12 protein-coding genes, 2 tRNA genes and 3 rRNA genes are annotated in these 18,243 nt (G+C 61.4%); 10 read left to right on the forward strand and 7 right to left on the reverse strand.

All coding sequences use genetic code 11. The features are described 5' to 3' along the window. Positions 1–25 precede the first annotated feature (25 nt). From rrf to AC3FLX_RS00025, 5 genes are all read right to left on the reverse strand, one after another. A 5S ribosomal RNA gene (gene rrf / locus AC3FLX_RS00005) occupies positions 26–139 on the reverse strand. 117 nt (positions 140–256) lie between these two features. Then, positions 257–3,135, reverse strand: a 23S ribosomal RNA gene (locus AC3FLX_RS00010). A gap of 284 nt (positions 3,136–3,419) precedes the next feature. After that, a tRNA-Ala gene (locus tag AC3FLX_RS00015) sits at positions 3,420–3,495 on the reverse strand. Between the two features lie 11 nt (positions 3,496–3,506). Continuing rightward, positions 3,507–3,583: transfer RNA gene (locus AC3FLX_RS00020), tRNA-Ile, on the reverse strand. Positions 3,584–3,646: 63 nt separating this feature from the next. Beyond that, a 16S ribosomal RNA gene (locus tag AC3FLX_RS00025) occupies positions 3,647–5,178 on the reverse strand. The 16S, 23S and 5S rRNA genes sit together here with 2 tRNA genes alongside, the layout of an rRNA operon. Before the next feature lie 562 nt (positions 5,179–5,740). Between AC3FLX_RS00025 and AC3FLX_RS00030 the strand changes: the two genes are divergently transcribed. From AC3FLX_RS00030 to AC3FLX_RS00060, 7 genes are all read left to right on the forward strand, one after another. Beyond that, on the forward strand, positions 5,741–6,130 hold the full coding sequence (locus AC3FLX_RS00030; RefSeq protein ID WP_488692958.1) for an OsmC family protein: 390 nt from the start codon (positions 5,741–5,743) through the stop codon (positions 6,128–6,130). A gap of 398 nt (positions 6,131–6,528) precedes the next feature. Beyond that, entirely contained in the window at positions 6,529–7,350 is an 822-nt protein-coding gene (locus AC3FLX_RS00035; protein WP_488693656.1) for a hypothetical protein, read from the forward strand. Positions 7,351–7,696: 346 nt separating this feature from the next. Then, positions 7,697–8,320, forward strand: a complete 624-nt coding sequence (locus tag AC3FLX_RS00040; RefSeq protein ID WP_488692959.1) for a response regulator — start codon at positions 7,697–7,699, stop codon at positions 8,318–8,320. Beyond that, positions 8,317–8,733 (forward strand): Hpt domain-containing protein, encoded by a 417-nt coding sequence (locus tag AC3FLX_RS00045; RefSeq protein ID WP_488692960.1) that lies wholly within the window; start codon positions 8,317–8,319, stop codon positions 8,731–8,733. Before AC3FLX_RS00040 ends, AC3FLX_RS00045 begins: the two co-directional genes overlap by 4 nt. Positions 8,734–8,849: 116 nt before the next feature. Then, complete coding sequence (locus tag AC3FLX_RS00050; RefSeq protein WP_488692961.1) at positions 8,850–9,827, forward strand: VTT domain-containing protein; 978 nt, start codon at positions 8,850–8,852, stop codon at positions 9,825–9,827. Between the two features lie 96 nt (positions 9,828–9,923). After that, positions 9,924–12,524: a hypothetical protein gene (locus tag AC3FLX_RS00055; protein WP_488692962.1), complete on the forward strand. Its 2,601-nt coding sequence runs from the start codon at positions 9,924–9,926 to the stop codon at positions 12,522–12,524. Between the two features lie 126 nt (positions 12,525–12,650). After that, positions 12,651–13,661 carry an LLM class flavin-dependent oxidoreductase gene (locus tag AC3FLX_RS00060; protein WP_488692963.1) on the forward strand — a complete coding sequence of 337 codons (1,011 nt, stop codon included), beginning with the start codon at positions 12,651–12,653 and terminating at the stop codon, positions 13,659–13,661. Between the two features lie 70 nt (positions 13,662–13,731). Here AC3FLX_RS00060 and AC3FLX_RS00065 read toward each other — a convergent pair whose 3' ends face one another. Then, entirely contained in the window at positions 13,732–15,294 is a 1,563-nt protein-coding gene (locus AC3FLX_RS00065) for a methyl-accepting chemotaxis protein (RefSeq protein WP_488692964.1), read from the reverse strand. 191 nt (positions 15,295–15,485) lie between these two features. Here AC3FLX_RS00065 and AC3FLX_RS00070 point away from each other — a divergent pair, with 191 nt between their 5' ends. Next, positions 15,486–16,226, forward strand: coding sequence for a lipoate--protein ligase family protein (locus AC3FLX_RS00070; protein WP_488693658.1), 741 nt, complete (start codon positions 15,486–15,488; stop codon positions 16,224–16,226). 7 nt (positions 16,227–16,233) lie between these two features. On the opposite strand, the gene AC3FLX_RS00075 is transcribed toward AC3FLX_RS00070, so the two are convergent. Continuing rightward, complete coding sequence (locus AC3FLX_RS00075; RefSeq protein ID WP_488692965.1) at positions 16,234–16,953, reverse strand: DUF3047 domain-containing protein; 720 nt, start codon at positions 16,951–16,953, stop codon at positions 16,234–16,236. Between the two features lie 140 nt (positions 16,954–17,093). Here AC3FLX_RS00075 and AC3FLX_RS00080 point away from each other — a divergent pair, with 140 nt between their 5' ends. Both AC3FLX_RS00080 and AC3FLX_RS00085 read left to right on the forward strand, forming a co-directional pair. After that, entirely contained in the window at positions 17,094–17,312 is a 219-nt protein-coding gene (locus AC3FLX_RS00080) for a hypothetical protein (RefSeq protein WP_488692966.1), read from the forward strand. Next, entirely contained in the window at positions 17,309–18,181 is an 873-nt protein-coding gene (locus AC3FLX_RS00085) for a polysaccharide deacetylase family protein (protein ID WP_488692967.1), read from the forward strand. The genes AC3FLX_RS00080 and AC3FLX_RS00085 overlap by 4 nt, the downstream gene beginning before the upstream one ends. Positions 18,182–18,243 lie beyond the last annotated feature (62 nt).

The raw sequence follows: 18,243 nt of genomic DNA on the forward strand, positions 1-18,243 counted from the left end.
GGGCTTGGGGGTTCTGGGTATAAGAGCCTGGCGATGACCTACTTTCACACGGGTAGTCCGCACTATCATCGGCGCAAAGTCGTTTCACGGTCCTGTTCGGGATGGGAAGGGGTGGTTCCAACTCGCTATGGTCACCAGGCATGAGGGGTTGCCGGGCTGACTAGTGTCAGCGCGGCGAATCTGGGTGTAGTAAAGATTGGGTTGTGTTGTACACCTGGGCACTAGGCGCACTCACCAGGTAAAACACACTGGTTATAGGATCAAGCCTTACGGGCAATTAGTACTGGTTAGCTTAACGCATTACTGCGCTTCCACACCCAGCCTATCAACGTCCTGGTCTCGAACGACCCTTCAAGGAGGTCAAGCCTCCAGGGAATCCTCATCTTCAGGCGAGTTTCCCGCTTAGATGCTTTCAGCGGTTATCTCTTCCGTACATAGCTACCCTGCGATGCCTCTGGCGAGACAACAGGTACACCAGCGGTACGTCCACTCCGGTCCTCTCGTACTAGGAGCAGCCCCCGTCAAGATTCCAACGCCCACGGCAGATAGGGACCAAACTGTCTCACGACGTTTTAAACCCAGCTCACGTACCTCTTTAAATGGCGAACAGCCATACCCTTGGGACCGGCTACAGCCCCAGGATGAGATGAGCCGACATCGAGGTGCCAAACACCGCCGTCGATATGAACTCTTGGGCGGTATCAGCCTGTTATCCCCAGAGTACCTTTTATCCGTTGAGCGATGGCCCTTCCATTCAGAACCACCGGATCACTATGTCCTGCTTTCGCACCTGCTCGACTTGTCGGTCTCGCAGTTAAGCACGCTTTTGCCATTGCACTTTAGGTACGATGTCCGACCGTACCAAGCGTACCTTCGAACTCCTCCGTTACACTTTGGGAGGAGACCGCCCCAGTCAAACTGCCTACCATGCACTGTCCCCGACCCGGATTCACGGGCCAAGGTTAGAACCTCAAACAAACCAGGGTGGTATTTCAAGGACGGCTCCACGTGAACTAGCGTCCACGCTTCAAAGCCTCCCACCTATCCTACACAGATCGGTTCAAAGTCCAATGCAAAGCTACAGTAAAGGTTCATGGGGTCTTTCCGTCTAGCCGCGGGGAGATTGCATCATCACAAACACTTCAACTTCGCTGAGTCTCGGGAGGAGACAGTGTGGCCATCGTTACGCCATTCGTGCAGGTCGGAACTTACCCGACAAGGAATTTCGCTACCTTAGGACCGTTATAGTTACGGCCGCCGTTTACCGGGACTTCAATCAAGAGCTTGCACCCCATCATTTAATCTTCCGGCACCGGGCAGGCGTCACACCCTATACGTCCACTTTCGTGTTTGCAGAGTGCTGTGTTTTTATTAAACAGTCGCAGCCACCATTTTATTGCAACCCCTTCACCCTCCTGGCGCAGGCCAGTCAAGCTACAAGGGCGTACCTTATCCCGAAGTTACGGTACCAATTTGCCGAGTTCCTTCTCCCGAGTTCTCTCAAGCGCCTTAGAATACTCATCTCGCCCACCTGTGTCGGTTTGCGGTACGGTCTCGTATGACTGAAGCTTAGAGGCTTTTCTTGGAACCACTTCCAATTGCTTCGCAGCACTAGGCCGCTCGCCCCACATCCTTGAATTCCGCGCCCGGATTTGCCTAAGCGCCTTCTCCAATGCAGGGACCGGGACTTCCAACACCCGGACAACCTTCCGCGATCCGTCCCCCCATCGCATCATACGACGGTGCAGGAATATTAACCTGCTTCCCATCAGCTACGCATCTCTGCCTCGCCTTAGGGGCCGACTCACCCTACGCCGATGAACGTTGCGTAGGAAACCTTGGGCTTACGGCGAGGGGGCCTTTCACCCCCTTTATCGCTACTCATGTCAGCATTCGCACTTCTGATACCTCCAGCATCCTTTACAAGACACCTTCACAGGCTTACAGAACGCTCTCCTACCACGCACTTGCGTGCGTCCGCAGCTTCGGTGACTGGCTTAGCCCCGTTACATCTTCCGCGCAGGACGACTCGATCAGTGAGCTATTACGCTTTCTTTAAAGGGTGGCTGCTTCTAAGCCAACCTCCTGACTGTTTTAGCCTTCCCACTTCGTTTCCCACTTAGCCAATCTTTGGGACCTTAGCTGGCGGTCTGGGTTGTTTCCCTCTTGACACCGGACGTTAGCACCCGATGTCTGTCTCCCGTGATTGCACTCTTCGGTATTCGGAGTTTGCTATGGCGGGGTAATCAGCAATAGACCCCCCAACCATGACAGTGCTCTACCCCCGAAGGTGAGACACGAGGCACTACCTAAATAGTTTTCGGAGAGAACCAGCTATTTCCAGATTTGTTTAGCCTTTCACCCCTATCCACAGCTCATCCCCTAACTTTTCAACGTTAGTGGGTTCGGTCCTCCAGTACGTGTTACCGCACCTTCAACCTGGCCATGGATAGATCATCTGGTTTCGGGTCTACACCCAGCGACTCAACGCCCTATTCGGACTCGCTTTCGCTACGCCTTCCCTAATCGGTTAAGCTTGCCACTGAATGTAAGTCGCTGACCCATTATACAAAAGGTACGCCGTCACCCGTTTCCAGGCTCCGACTGTTTGTATGCATGCGGTTTCAGGATCTATTTCACTCCCCTCCCGGGGTTCTTTTCGCCTTTCCCTCACGGTACTGGTTCACTATCGGTCGATTACGAGTATTTAGCCTTGGAGGATGGTCCCCCCATCTTCAGACAGGATTTCACGTGTCCCGCCCTACTTGTCGTACACCTAGTTCCACAACGCTGTTTTCGCATACAGGGCTATCACCTGCTATGGCCGGGCTTTCCATCCCGTTCTGCTAACAATGCTGCTAAAGAGTACAAGGCTCTTCCCATTTCGTTCGCCACTACTTTGGGAATCTCGGTTGATTTCTGTTCCTGCAGCTACTTAGATGTTTCAGTTCGCCGCGTTCGCTTCCCTTGCCTATGTATTCAGCAAGGGATGACCCATTAGGGCCGGGTTTCCCCATTCGGACATCTCCGGATCAAAGCTTGTTTGCCAGCTCCCCGAAGCTTTTCGCAGGCTACCGCGTCCTTCATCGCCTGTAATCGCCAAGGCATCCACCACATGCACTTGTTCGCTTGACCCTATAACGAGTGTGTCTCAAGGACACGACCGTCATAGGTCTGAGTTCTCGCGTTTGTGCCGTATTCCAAGTCATCTTTCGATCACTTAAATACATTTTGGTTGATACAATCACAACCCGGTATCGTGTTGGGTACTTCAGCCTCTCATCAAGGCTTCACGACACCTTTACTACATCCCATATTGTTAAAGAACAGCCGAGCTAAATGCTCGTTGGCAACAGCCAAAGACAATCACTCAGAATAAACTCCTGAATACTTGTCTTTGACGACTACCCCAAGGTAAGTGGTGGAGGATGACGGGATCGAACCGACGACCCCCTGCTTGCAAAGCAGGTGCTCTCCCAGCTGAGCTAATCCCCCGTGAGATAACTTGGTGGGTCTGGTAGGACTTGAACCTACGACCCCCGCCTTATCAAGACGGTGCTCTAACCACCTGAGCTACAGACCCTTGGCTGTAACAGCAAACAAACCGATAAGTGTGAACGCTTGACTTGTGAACACAAGCCTCTAGAAAGGAGGTGATCCAGCCGCACCTTCCGATACGGCTACCTTGTTACGACTTCACCCCAGTCATGAACCCTGCCGTGGTAATCGCCCTCCTTGCGGTTAGGCTAACTACTTCTGGCAAAACCCACTCCCATGGTGTGACGGGCGGTGTGTACAAGACCCGGGAACGTATTCACCGCGGCATGCTGATCCGCGATTACTAGCGATTCCAGCTTCACGTAGTCGAGTTGCAGACTACGATCCGGACTACGATGCATTTTCTGGGATTAGCTCCCCCTCGCGGGTTGGCAACCCTCTGTATGCACCATTGTATGACGTGTGAAGCCCTACCCATAAGGGCCATGAGGACTTGACGTCATCCCCACCTTCCTCCGGTTTGTCACCGGCAGTCTCTCTAGAGTGCCCTTTCGTAGCAACTAGAGACAAGGGTTGCGCTCGTTGCGGGACTTAACCCAACATCTCACGACACGAGCTGACGACAGCCATGCAGCACCTGTGTCCACTTTCTCTTTCGAGCACCTAATGCATCTCTGCTTCGTTAGTGGCATGTCAAGGGTAGGTAAGGTTTTTCGCGTTGCATCGAATTAATCCACATCATCCACCGCTTGTGCGGGTCCCCGTCAATTCCTTTGAGTTTTAATCTTGCGACCGTACTCCCCAGGCGGTCAACTTCACGCGTTAGCTACGTTACTGAGAAAATGAATCCCCAACAACTAGTTGACATCGTTTAGGGCGTGGACTACCAGGGTATCTAATCCTGTTTGCTCCCCACGCTTTCGTGCATGAGCGTCAGTGACGTCCCAGGGGGCTGCCTTCGCCATCGGTATTCCTCCACATCTCTACGCATTTCACTGCTACACGTGGAATTCTACCCCCCTCTGACATACTCTAGCCTTGCAGTCACAAGCGCAATTCCCAAGTTAAGCTCGGGGATTTCACGCCTGTCTTACAAAACCGCCTGCGCACGCTTTACGCCCAGTAATTCCGATTAACGCTCGCACCCTACGTATTACCGCGGCTGCTGGCACGTAGTTAGCCGGTGCTTATTCTTCCGGTACCGTCATCCGCCCCAGGTATTAACCAGTGCGTTTTCTTTCCGGACAAAAGTGCTTTACAACCCGAAGGCCTTCTTCACACACGCGGCATTGCTGGATCAGGGTTGCCCCCATTGTCCAAAATTCCCCACTGCTGCCTCCCGTAGGAGTCTGGGCCGTGTCTCAGTCCCAGTGTGGCTGATCGTCCTCTCAGACCAGCTACTGATCGTCGCCTTGGTGGGCCTTTACCCCACCAACTAGCTAATCAGACATCGGCCGCTCCTGCTGCGTGAGGCCTTGCGGTCCCCCACTTTCACCCTCAGGTCGTATGCGGTATTAGCTAATCTTTCGACTAGTTATCCCCCACAACAGGGTACGTTCCGATGTATTACTCACCCGTTCGCCACTCGCCGCCAGACCGAAGTCCGCGCTGCCGTTCGACTTGCATGTGTAAGGCATGCCGCCAGCGTTCAATCTGAGCCAGGATCAAACTCTTCAGTTCAATCTCTGTGTGGTGCCGAAGCACCTCGCTCTTTCGAGCGGTCGCTCACTCTCAGAAAACTGACTGGCTCACATCTCGCGACGTGAACCAACATGTTTTACTGTGCGAGCACTGATAACTTTTGAAGCATCACAAGGCCGAAACCTCGTGGCGTTCGCCATCAAGCGCCCACACTTATCGGTTGTTTGTTTGTTAAAGAACCTCAGCGGCCGGCTTTGCCGTTCGCTGTCGCTGCGTCGTTTTCGTTGCAGCGGAGAAACGAGATTATGCAGAGCATTCAGCGTTTCGTCAACAGTTTTTGCAGAACTTTTTTTCTGCCGGTCAGCGCTGAAAACTCCCCAGCCGCTCACCCCCTGTTGCCTCGCAGCCCTTGTCGCTGCTGCGTTTGCAGTGCGCTTCGTGTTGCGAGGGGGCGAATATTAGACCGCTTCCTCGCAGTGCGCAAGCCCTTTGTCACAAAACCTTTAAAAAACTACGAAAGCGCACGGCACGCCACTTGAAGCCAAGTGTATAGAATCGGGATTCCCCGGCCATTTGGCCGACCTCCACAGGAACACTACTGATGACTATCCAAGCCAAATGGCTCGCCAGCTCCGGCTCAAGCGTCTGCGACCTCGGCAACGGCGCCGCAAACTGGCAGGCAGACCTGGATGCGCCAATGGGAAATCCGTCGATTCCCAACCCGCATGATCTGCTGGATTCGGCGCTGGCAGCCTGCACCACCCTGACGCTGCAGCTGTACAGCAAGCGCAAAGGCTACGACCTGCAGGAAGTCCATGTCAGTGTGGCCCACGAGGAAACGCCGGGGTCCTACAAGCTGATTCGTCACATTGAGTTGCGCGGGGAGCTTGCTCCGAACGTACGCGAGGATCTGCTTCGCGTCGCCAACAAGTGCCCGGTGCACAAGTCCCTGTCCGCCCAGATCACGATCGATACCACACTCGCTGCCTGATCAATCCCTCAGTCATTGACCTCACAAATGATAATGGTTATCATTTGAATCCTCGGGTTTTGACACGACCTGAGTCAGCAAATGGGTTACCGGACACTCTCGTGTCCGGCCTTTTTTCCCGCGCCGCCCCAATCGCCCCCTTTTGACCTCGGCGTCATCTTCCTGTCCCACGACACGCGCTACGTTCTTGCCCAGCGGCACTCAGAACAGATTCGGGATGTGCATCCCCCGAACGTCGGGCACTTCTTAAAACTTTGTTCGATGGACCACGAAGCCCACGCCGTGAGATAGCGCACAGCGCACTTGCGCGCTTTGCCGTCGCTTAATCGGGACTTAACATGGACCCAAAAAAGAACATGGGTTGCACAAGTCAGGGAAGCATCGGGAGCGGGGACATCTTGGCGAATTACATAGAAGAGTATTGCGCGCGCATCCGGCGCGGCGGCGTTCGCGCCATCGCAGAAAGACCAGTCGTCGTGGATCAGGACGGAACCTACGTCCTGAAATACGTGCCGTTCGAGCATCGCAACGAGAACGCCAGACTGGTGCTGATCAGCACCACTCCGGGCCACACCCACGTGCAGCTGGCAGCAACGGTTACCGAGGAATTGCTGCGCTCGCACACGCCCGGCAAGGTCATTCAGCGGGAACACAAACGGCGCGTGGAACTAGGGGGGCGGATGGTGCGACCCAACCTGATCCGGATGCTCGATCATTTCCGCGTGCCGGAACTGGTAGGCCAGCCCCATGCCGCGGCGCTCTGGAACGAAGGGTTCGACTCGATCCAGCCGCTGGCCCTGCTTCCGCATGCCACGACTCGCCGCGGCCTCGCATTCGATGGCACGCTGGAAGAGATATTCGATGCGCCGATGCTGCGCATGGTGTTCGACAATCTGTTCCTCGCCGCCCTGCGGCAATGCCGACCCGACGCCCTGTATGTCGGACTGGGTCGCACCGCATGGGCCGGATTGCAGCACGCGGTCAACGCCGGGCTGCTTTCGCGCAACCAGCTCCTCGGCATGATGCCGGTGCCTGCCCGCGCGGGCAGCATGGTGCGCTACTTTCTGCGCGAGATCGGGGAGTGCGACTTATCGCCCAATGATCCCGTGCGCCATCGTATTGCCTGGCTCGATGCCGCGCACGCCGAGATGGAAAGCGGCGTGCGCCGAGCGCACAGCCCGGCGGCCACGGCCAGCCAACCCGATTCGCTCATCGCGTAGCGCCCAGCGCACCCAGCCCCGACATTTTGGCGAATGCCCCACCTTGGTAGGGATCAACGGCATAGGGAAGTGCCGATAACTCTCCTTGAGGAATCTGACCTCCTCGCATTCCCGATTCGCGGCCCCCGTAGCGCACGGTGGGTCGCTATTTTTTTGGCGCGCCGCTGTTGCTCCCAGCCGAACTTGCCGTGTCGTGCGAAATGCGAAATGAGGCGCGTCGATCACTCGTTTGCGGAAATTTCCTACAGCGATTGCGGACGCGTCGCATTTTCGGCGGGTAGGCGGCTCCCTATACTGGCTCGTCATTTGGAACGCCCGGCCACCCCGGCGTCAATGCGAGCAAGGCATGGCAACTATCCTGATCGTCGACGATCACCCCGCACTACGGCTCGCCCTGCGCGCCCAGATCATGCATTTGCTGGGCATCAAGCGTGTGCACGAAGCGGACAATGGCCAGGATGCCGATGACCTCGTCAGGCAATACAAACCCGATCTCGTCATTCTGGACCTGGATCTTCCCCGCATCAGCGGACTGGAGGCCATACCGCGCATGCGCGCGGTGCATCCCTCCGTGCGCGTGCTCATCCTGACCGCCCAGGATCCCGTGCCCTTCGCGGGCCGGGCATTCCAGGCCGGTGCGCAAGGTTTTGTCGGCAAGACCCAAGAACTGGGCGCGATCATCCGTTGTGTGGAAACCGTGCTGGGCGGCTTCACAGTGTTTCCGTCCGCCACGCCCCGCAATGCAACGACCGGCGAAGAAGCGAATGAAAGCGTGCACCAGCTTTCGGACAAGGAGATGGAAATCCTGCGCATGCTGTCGCGCGGCATGACCAACAAGGCGATCGGCAAATCGCTGTTCATCAGCAACAAGACGGTAAGCAGCTACAAGACCCGCATCATGAACAAAGTCGGCGCGAAGTCCCTGGTCGACCTGCTCGAATTTGCGCGCCGCAACCGCCTGCTTCCATGACACTGGGCGATGCATCCGTCCACCTGAAAGCCGACGAGCGCCGCGCCATCGGTGCCGCCATTTCAAGTGCCGCATGCCATGACCCGACCGTGCGAACCATGCTGCTCGCCCAACTGATGGATGCCAATACGACCGACCTGGCGGATTTGCGCAGGGCCGTTGTCCGGCGCGACTGGCCGGGCGTGAACCGCACCCTGCACCGGATCAAGGGCAGCGCGGCGCTGGTCGCGGCGGGCAAGTCCCTCGAATCGGCAGCCGGGAACGGTAATGCCGCTGTGGTCAACACACTGTTGCCGCGCTACGCCGCTATCCTGAAGGAATTCAATGACACACTATCGGCATTGCGCCCCGGCCGAAGTCATCGCTCCAGCGAGCACGACCCTGGCGTATCAGATTCAACGAATTTGAAGTAAGCCTGCGCTTCCGCTGCGTGCACGCAATGCGGCGCGCTGGCACACTGTGAACCGGTTCCGGGAGCGCCCCCAATTTCAACGCTGCCGGCGATAACCACATTGGCGGGAGACATGTCGTGGGCGATTTGCAGGCCTTGCTGGATAGTCACGGGTTAAGTCTGGTATTCCTGAACGTACTGGCCGAGCAGGCGGGCCTGCCCGTGCCGGCCTACCCAATGCTGTTCGTGGCCGGTGCCCTGTCGATGCAGGAAACCGGGCCGTCGATTGGCGCCGTGCTGTTCGCGGTCATCGCCGCCTGCCTGATTGCCGACAGCGCATGGTATTTCGCAGGCAAGCGGCTGGGCCAGCCGATGCTGCGCACCATCTGCCGGGTATCGCTGTCGCCCGACACCTGCATCCGCCAGACCCAGTCGCTGTACCTGCGCGTCGGTCCTCGATCGCTCGTTTTTGCCAAGCTGCTGCCCGGTGCCGGCGCCCTTTCCACGGCGATGGCAGGCATGACGGAAACCCCTTTCCTTACCTTCCTGTTCTATGACGCACTCGGCGCGCTGGTCTGGGCCGGTGGCGCGCTGCTGGCCGGTGTCGTTTTCAGCGATTTCGTCGATACGATCCTGGCGGCCTTCAGTGCATACGGCCACATCGCGGTCATGATCGCGCTGGGCGGCTTCGCGCTGTTCATTGCCTGGCGCTTCTGGTTGCGCTGGCGCCTGCTGCGCCGCACCGGCCGCATTCCGCGCATGACGGTGATGGAGCTCGAACAACGCCGTGGCGTGGTGGACCGGCCAGTAGTGGTGGTGGATGTCCGCGCTCACGGCGCGGCACCGATCGAGCGCATTCCGGGCGCCCTGGTCATGGAGATGCATGCACCGTTCAGCGCACTCAACGATCATGACAAGGCCTCGGATATCGTCGTCTATTGCGCCTGCCCGCACGAGATGTCCGCCGCTGTGCTGGCCGAGCGTCTGCACTCCGCAGGTTTCTCGAATACCTGGGCGCTGGCCGGCGGCTTTGACGAATGGAAGCGCCTGCAAGGCGTTCTGACCCAGCAGGCAGTTACCGCCCAAGAGGCCCCCAAGCAGGCCGCAGCCCACTAGCAACGGTGCAGGCGCGCGCCGGTCTCCGTTTTCCCGTTTGGTTGCGGCATTCCCCTTTCTATACTGGCCCCAGACGGTTTGTGCGCGGAGGGCGGCATGCCGGGCCAGGATCGCGGTTGGAACGATGAAGCGGCGCGCGTTGCACGGCGCCGTCGGGCGTTGGATCTGCCCGCGCCGGCAGCGCATGACCGTCTGGCCCTGGCCCTGTCAGGCAACGGTGTCCGTGGTGCCACCTTCTGCCTCGGTGTCATGCAGGCACTGGCCGAGGCGCCGTTCCCCACCGCGTCTACTGCGACGATTCCCCCGCCTTCCGACGACACGTCAGGCACACGCTCGCTGCTCGCACACGTCGACTACCTGTCGACGGTCGGCAGCGGCGGATACATCGGCGCGTTTTTCACCAGCCTGTTTGTGCCTGGCCGACTACGCGCCGACAGCAGCCCCGAACAAGCCGCCGCGGAGGCCTATCGCACACTGCGGGACGATCCCACCGACCGTGCCGCCATCGCGTCGCTACGTGAGAACACTCGCTACCTGACATCCCGAAGCACCGCCGACAGCCTGCGCGCCGCCGCCGTCGTGGTACGAAACTGGATCGCCATGCAATGCGTGATCGGGAGCGCGCTACTCACCGTTCTGGCCGTGCTGGCACTCGCCCTGCATTTGATCATCGGCGCGTGGCCGGGTGTGGGCCGCAACGAGATGGCGCTGTTGTACGAGGCCCGGCGCGCATTCCATGAAGACCTGCTGCCGATCTGGTGGAGCGAATATCTGTGGCTGCCGATCGTCTCGTCGCTGCTGCTGGCCGTGCCGCCCGGCATGGCGTACTGGCTGGTGTATCCGCGAACCGACGTCCCTCGGCAGCGGACCCACGCTGCGATGCGGGCCATCCTGCTGGCCATCGTCGCCGGAGCGCTGGTGTTGCTGGAAACCCTCGCCACTGCCGTACTGATATGGCTCGCGGTGGCCACGTGCTTGGTGATACTGCTGCCCGCGCCACGCACAGTGGCCGTCTATCGCGAGCGCGCCAGACGCGCATTGCGAGCCGCCTTCTCGCTCACGGCGGCGCTGATCGCACTGGGCGTTGCAGATACGGTCGCTCGCACCTGCTACCTCTATGGATCGATGACCGCGCAGCCGTGGAGCGTTGCGGCACCCGCCGCAGTGGCCATCGTTCTGGCATGGCTGGTGCACCATGTTGCGACGCGGCTCGACACCAGCGGTGCCGGCTCGCCTGGTCGACTGACGTCGCCATTGCCATTGCCGGCGTCGTTTCTGACTGGCGCGGCCGCTGCTGTGCTGGTACTCCTGCTCTTCGTCTCGTGGTCCTGGATCGTCCTCTGGGTACGCTGGGACGGCGGAGAGCCAGTCGACTGGCTGGTCTTTGGCAAGGCATGGACCACACCATCACTGGCCATCCTGGTAGTTGCCGCGCTTGCGATGTCCCTGGCGGTGGGCCGCTTGTCGAGCCTGCTGAACCGGTCGACCCTGCAGCCGCTCCATGCGGCGCGCCTGACCCGCGCCTACCTTGACGCATCGAACGGTCAGCATCTCCACGCGCCGGCAGGCAATCCGCACGGCAAGCATCGCCTGGGTGTGACCACGCCTGCGCCCGGCGATGCCCTGAGTCTCGACGCGTACTTCGATCCCCACGTGCTGGCACCGCTTCACCTGATCAACGTGACGATGAACCAGACGATCGATCCGTCAGCGCATCTGGCCAGGCGCGGCCGCCGGGGCAAGCCGCTCTGCATCGGCCCGGGGTCTGCATTGTCATGGCCGAGCGAAGCGGGGCCGATGAGCGCCGAAGCCTATGTCCGCTTCATGGCCGACGGCAAGCCGTGCCACGCGCCATCGCAACCATCGGGCGGCGCGTCAGTGCGGGCGGAAGAACCGGCACAGGCCCGCACCATCGCCGACTGGCTCGCCATCTCCGGTGCCGCCGTTCGCACGGGACCCGGCAACGCAGCCACGCTCGGCGCATCGCTGCTGGTGGGGCTGGCCAATCTGCGGCCCGGCATCTGGTGGCCATCGGGCACGATTGGCGACTGCGCGCACGGTGGCTGGCTCGGCAGGCTGTTCCGCACCCAATACTGCCTGGCGTGCGAGCTGACCGGCCGCTTTCATGGCGTGCGCGGCGACTGGCAGTATCTTTCCGACGGCGGGCACTTCGATAACACCGCCGTCTATGAACTGCTGCGGCCCGAACGGCACGTCGGTTTGATCGTTTTATGCGATGGCGGCGACGACAGCGGCTACCACTTTGACGGCCTGGCCAATCTGATCCGGCTGGCACGCGAGGATCTTGGACTGGAAATCGTCGTCGACCAAAGCGCGGCCCACGATCCCATCCTCGGCGATGTGTTTGGCACCCCGAGCGATTTCGCCGAAGCCGCACCGGTCCAGTCGCGGAACAAGGCTGCGCTTCTGCTGAACGTGCACACCGCCACACAGAGCGGTGTGGCAAACGGCCCGCCCGTGGCCCGTATCGTCCTGCTCAAACCGCGTCTGACCGCCTCGGCACCCGCAGAAGGATTGCGGCACGCCGCGCAACATCCTACGTTTCCGCAAGAAAACACCGCCGATGCCGGCTTCGGCGACGCCGAATGGGAAAGCTATCGCGCCTTGGGTGTGACGCTCGGCCGCCGCATCGCGGCCGGGGCGGTCGCCGCGCGGCTGTTTGCGCCGGCCTCCTAGCGTGTCCGATGAGGCCCCACGCCCAGCATGGCTTCTTTGCCGGCGCCAGCACGATATTGCCGGTGTGACTACCATAGCCCGTCCCTGAATCCAATGACGTGCGGCCCTCACCGCGCGTGGCAAGTCATGATCCCCTATTCCCTGCTCGATCTTTCGCCGATCGCGGAAGGCAGCAACGCAGCCCAGGCCATGCACAACACGCTGGACCTGGCCCGGCATGCGGAACGCCTCGGCTATCGCCGCTTCTGGCTCGCGGAGCACCACAACATGCCCGGCATCGCCAGCGCAGCCACCGCCGTGCTGATCGGCTACGTGGCTCAGGGCACATCGACCATTCGTGTCGGTTCGGGCGGGATCATGCTGCCGAACCATTCGCCGCTGGTGGTGGCCGAACAGTTCGGTACGCTCGCATCGCTGTATCCGGACCGTATCGATCTGGGCCTGGGCCGCGCGCCGGGGTCTGACCAGGCCACGGCGCGCGCACTGCGCCGCCATCTCGATCACGACACCGCCGACAGCTTTCCGCAGGATGTGGAAGAACTGCGGGCCTATTTCGAAGCCGTACGTCCTGGCCAGCGCGTGCGTGCGGTGCCGGGCGCCGGTCTCAAGGTGCCGCTCTGGTTGCTGGGATCGAGCCTGTTCAGCGCGCAGCTATCGGCCGCAATGGGCCTGCCCTTCGCTTTTGCTTCGCATTTCGCACCGGGCTTCATGCGCCAGGCCGTGGATCTTTACCGCCGCACATTCCGTCCCTCCGAACAGCTCGACAGGCCGCACGTGATGCTGGGCCTGAACGTGTTTGGCGCGGACAGCGACGACGAGGCGCGCCGCCTCTTCAGCTCGCTGCAGCAGCAGTTTCTGGCGCTCGTGCGCGGCACGCCCGGTCAGCTCAAGCCGCCGGTGGACGACATCAGCCGCCTATGGGATGCCAGTGAAGCCGATCACATCCGCCGCTCGCTGGCCTGCTCCGTGGTGGGCAACCCGGCAGTCGTGCGCGAGGGCATCCAGAAGTTTGTCGACGATCTGCGTCCCGACGAACTGATGCTGACCGGCCAGATCTACGATCACCAGGCACGGCTGCGCTCATTCGAGATTGCCGCCGAAGCCATGCGCGACGTGCAGCCAACGCCGACCGTCTGAAGATTGATCCGCCCAACAAAAAACCGCGGTCCTGGCCGCGTTTTTTTGTTTGATGCATGAAGGCAGGCGCTCAGACCTGTGCCAGCCGGAACGTCGCTACCGCGCGCATCATCGAATCGGCCTGCTCGGCCAGAGACTGTGCCGCCGCAGCCGCTTCTTCCACCAGCGCGGCGTTTTGCTGCGTGACCGAATCCATCTGCGTCACGGCCTGGCCCACCTGTTCGATGCCCGTGCTCTGCTCAGCCGAGGCGGCGCTGATCTCGCCCATGATGTCCGTTACGCGCCGTACCGCGCTGACCACTTCGTGCATGGTCTCGCCAGCCTTGGCCACGAGCGTGGAGCCGTTGTCCACCTGCGCCACCGAGTTGTCGATCAGCGTCTTGATTTCCTTGGCGGCGTTGGCGCTGCGCTGCGCCAGGCTGCGCACCTCGCCGGCCACCACCGCGAAACCTCGACCCTGCTCGCCGGCGCGCGCGGCTTCCACCGCGGCGTTCAGCGCCAGGATGTTGGTCTGGAAGGCGATGCCTTCGATCACGCCAATGATGTCGACGATCTGGCGCGATGCCTGGTTGATCTCGCCCATCGTGGCCACCACTTCGCTGACCACCTCGCCGCCACGGTTGGCGATTTCGGACGCATTGACGGCAAGCGCACTGGCCTGGCGCGCGTTGTCGGCATTCTGGCGCACGATGCCGGTCAGTTCTTCCATGCTCGAAGCGGTCTGCTCAAGCGCCGAAGCCTGTTCCTCGGTACGTTGCGACAGATCGTGGTTGCCGGCCGAAATCTGATTGGTCGCGGTAGCGATCGAGCTGGCGGAGCCACGGATATCGCCGAGCGTTGCCGACAGGCGATGCTGCATCTGGCGCATCGCGGCCAGCACACTGTAGTCGTCGTTGGCACGCACTTGCACCGGCACGGTCAGGTCACCACCGGCGATGCGGGACACCGCTTCCACCGCATACGCCGGCTCGCCGCCGAGACTGCGCTTGACGGTCCGCATGATGAGGCCCATCACCCCGGCGATCAGCGCGCCGATCAGCAGCGTGCTCAGAAACGCATTGATCAGGTTGGCGCGGAACGCGTCCTCGATGTCGATCAGGAACACGCCGGTGGCCACGAACCAGTCCCAGTCCGCCACGTAGCGCGCATAGGTCAGCTTGCGTTGCGGGTTCTCCGTGCCAGGCAGCCGGCCGCGATAGGTCGAATAGCCGGCGTCTTCACCGGTGGTACGGCGGGCGCCTTCGAGAATGGCGCGATACACGTACACGCCATCCGGGTCCTTGAATTCGCCGACCATGTTGCCTTCGGTCTGCGGAAGGCCCGGATTCAGAATCACCTGCGGCTTGGAATCGACGATGAACAGATAGCCGTTCTGCCCGAAGCGCATGGCGCGCAGCGCATCCTTGGCCGCCTTCTGGGCGTCTTCCTTCGACATCGTGCCCTTGGCGGCCCGCTCGACGAACAGCTTGACGATCCCCTCGCCGGTGGCCACCAGCGACTGCAGGCCGTCACGGCGCTCCGCCATCATGACGGACTTGGTGTGGAAGGCGTTCCAGGCGCCGAGCGCGAGCAGCAACACCCACATGACGGCAAGCGCCGCCCAGAGTTTGGCATTAAGGGTAAGTCGGTTCATGATGCGACAGGCTGAGGAGTACGGGAATCCGCACGGGAATTTGGGTAAGCCTCAGACATAACGGCATTTTTGGCCCCGCTGTTTAGCAACGGGCTGGCGTATGGCGTCCGGCACACGCACAATGTGAGACAGGCCGCACGCGGCGTGCTGCCGGGACAACCTTTCGAGTTGCCATGACCCTCATGAACGCCATGCGGTTTTCCTTTGTCGATCCCGATCCCGCCGAAACCGATCCGCTGCAGGGTGAGCTGTCCCTGCTGGACCATGCCGCCCGCACGGGTCCGGTGGCCCAGCTATGGGAGGCGCCGCTCTCGCTGGTGATCCCGCGCAGCTATCTGCGACAACCCGGTATCGAAGCCGCGCGTGCCAGCTTTGCCGCCAAGGGTTGCCCGGTCTGGCTGCGCATGTCGGGCGGCGGACTGGTGCCGCAGGGGCCGGGCATCCTCAATGTCAGCCTGGCCTATGCGGTACCCAAAGGGGCCGCCACGTGGATGGAGCCGGTCTACCTGCACCTGTGCGAAGTGATTGCCGCCGGGCTGCGCCAGGTGGGCGTGGAAACGCACTGGCAGGCGGTGGAAGGATCATTTTGCGATGGCCGCTACAACCTTGCCTGGGGGCCGGGCAACGCGGCGCGCAAGATTGCCGGCACCGCGCAGTACTGGCGCCGGGCGCCGGCCGACGCGCAAACGCCGGACGGGCAGCGCCATCTGGTGCTGGCCCATGCCATCCTGCTCGTGGATGCGGACCCGGAGGAGATCAACGCGCGCGCCAACGCATTCGAAGCGGCGATCGGCAGCGGTCGCCACTATGACCCGGCCAAGGTGGTCAGCGTGAAAGAGGCCGCGGGTCTGGACGACGCCAGCGGGCTGACCCGGCAGGTGGCCGCCGCGATCGAGGCCGCCATCGCCGTTGCCACACCGCCCGGGCATTGAGCGGCGCCTATTTGCCGGGCTTGAAGACCACGTCGCCGTACCAGGCGCGTGCGGTGGCCCCGGTGTTGTCGGTGTCGGTCAGGATGCCGTAGCCGGTCAGCTTGCCCGGCGCCTCGTGAAATACCTTCTGGAAGTCGCTGGCCACATCGCGGCGCAGGCTTTGCCATTTCCCGGGCTCGTTGCCCACCACGATCATCTGCACGCGGCTGGTATGCGGGTTGGCGATGACGGTCCCCACGGGTGCGCTGCTGGTCCAGATGTACATCAGGGTGGCGTACGGCAGTTTTTCGCCGGCGGCACTGGCGGCAAGCGCTTCGGCCCGTTCGCCGATCGACAGGTTGCTGCTGCGGCCGTCGAAGAAAAACACCAGGCGCGCCGGCGCATCTTCCTTGTCACCCACGGCGTTGTCGGCGCCGGGAATAGCCGCCGCAATCTTCCAGCGCCATTCCACCACGGGCGTCTTCGACAGGTCGATATCGCCTTCATGGACCAGCCCCGACGCCGCGCCGGTGGAATCCGCCTGCAGCACCGTGATACCTTTCTGCGCCACCAGTGTGTATTGCGTCAGCTTCTTGCCGGACAGGACGGGTCGGTTTTGCCAGCCATCAGGCAGGGCGTCGCCGGGCTTGGCAGCCGAGAACGCTACGCCGGGATCGTCCGCGTGAGCCAGCGGCACGGCACCGCACAGCAGGACGGACAGCACGATTGCTTCGAGGGGGCGCACCATGAATACCGCCTTCCTGTCGTTGAGGTGAGGGTTCGCAAATGTTCCACCATTCTAGGCAGGCCGCCAAAAGCTCGCCGTGAGCCGAATGCTGAATACGAGATCGGGCACGCGCTGACAACAAGCAAACAGGGAAAGACGGAATGGAGCTGCTGATCGGCGCAATGAGCTGGCTGTTCGTCGAGGTGATCGTCGGCGTCGTGTTCTATTCGATAGGCTGGGCCGTCCTCAAGACCGTTACACTGGGCCGCTATCCTGGCCCGTGGCGCGGCGTGGACAGCCTGATCGGCGCCGAGTGGGTCGCCGTCACTGGATTGTTGGTCACGGTTGCCGTCGTGTTCGTTGTACTGAAATTGCCTTGAACATCACAAAATTGCTGCTTCGCCGCGGTGCCCTGGCTCTGACCGCCACCGCACTGGCCTTGTCCGGCTGCGCCCTGTCTCCTGTCACCCCGCTGGCCCCCGATACCGCCGCCCATCTGCCGCCGGTGCGCTTCCTGCTGACGTTCGACGATGGCCCGGACAGCGGCCCATTCGGCGGCACGCCGCTGATCCTGCGCCAACTGGCCGACAATCCGCTCACGCCGGGCATCAAGGCGGTTTTCTTCGTCCAGACCGAGCACGTGCGGCGGGGTGGCAGTCCCGAGGGTCGCGCGCAAATGCACGATACCTGTGCAAGCGGTCAGTTGATGGCCGTGCACAGCGCGGTGCCGCGGGGCCATGTTTCGCATACGGATCTGGCGCCGGACGTCCTGGCGGCGTCGCTGCGTCGCGGCCAGGCCGATATCGCCGCCCAGTGCGGACACCCGCTCGCGGTGGTGCGGCCGCCGAACTGGACCTACAACGCCGGCACGCAGGCCATCTACGCCCAGACCGGGCTGGGCATGCTGATGGCGGACGCCAACGCGCGCGACGGCAAGATCTACGGCTGGACCATCAGCCTGCGCCGACGCCCGCACATGCGGCACGAGCTGGAGCGCGTCGGCCAGGCGATGGCGGCGCACAGGCTGCAGCCCGTGGATGGCGTCACGCCGGTGGTCGTGGCCTTCCACGATACCAACGGCTTCACGGCATCGCATATGACCGACTACCTGCAGATCCTGGTCGACACCGCGCGCGACAATGGCTTGCCACTGGCCAACCCGCCGTTCTATACCGATACACAGGCGGCCGCGCGTGCCGCGCTGGCGCGCGCCAGCGCAGGCGTCTACGCACGCGAAAGCTGGCCCTGATGTGAAGTAATTTCCCGCTATGCCTTATACGGCGCGGGGAAATACGTGCGCGGCGTGGAAGT

The organism is Cupriavidus sp. 291-E7 (assembly GCF_057798835.1).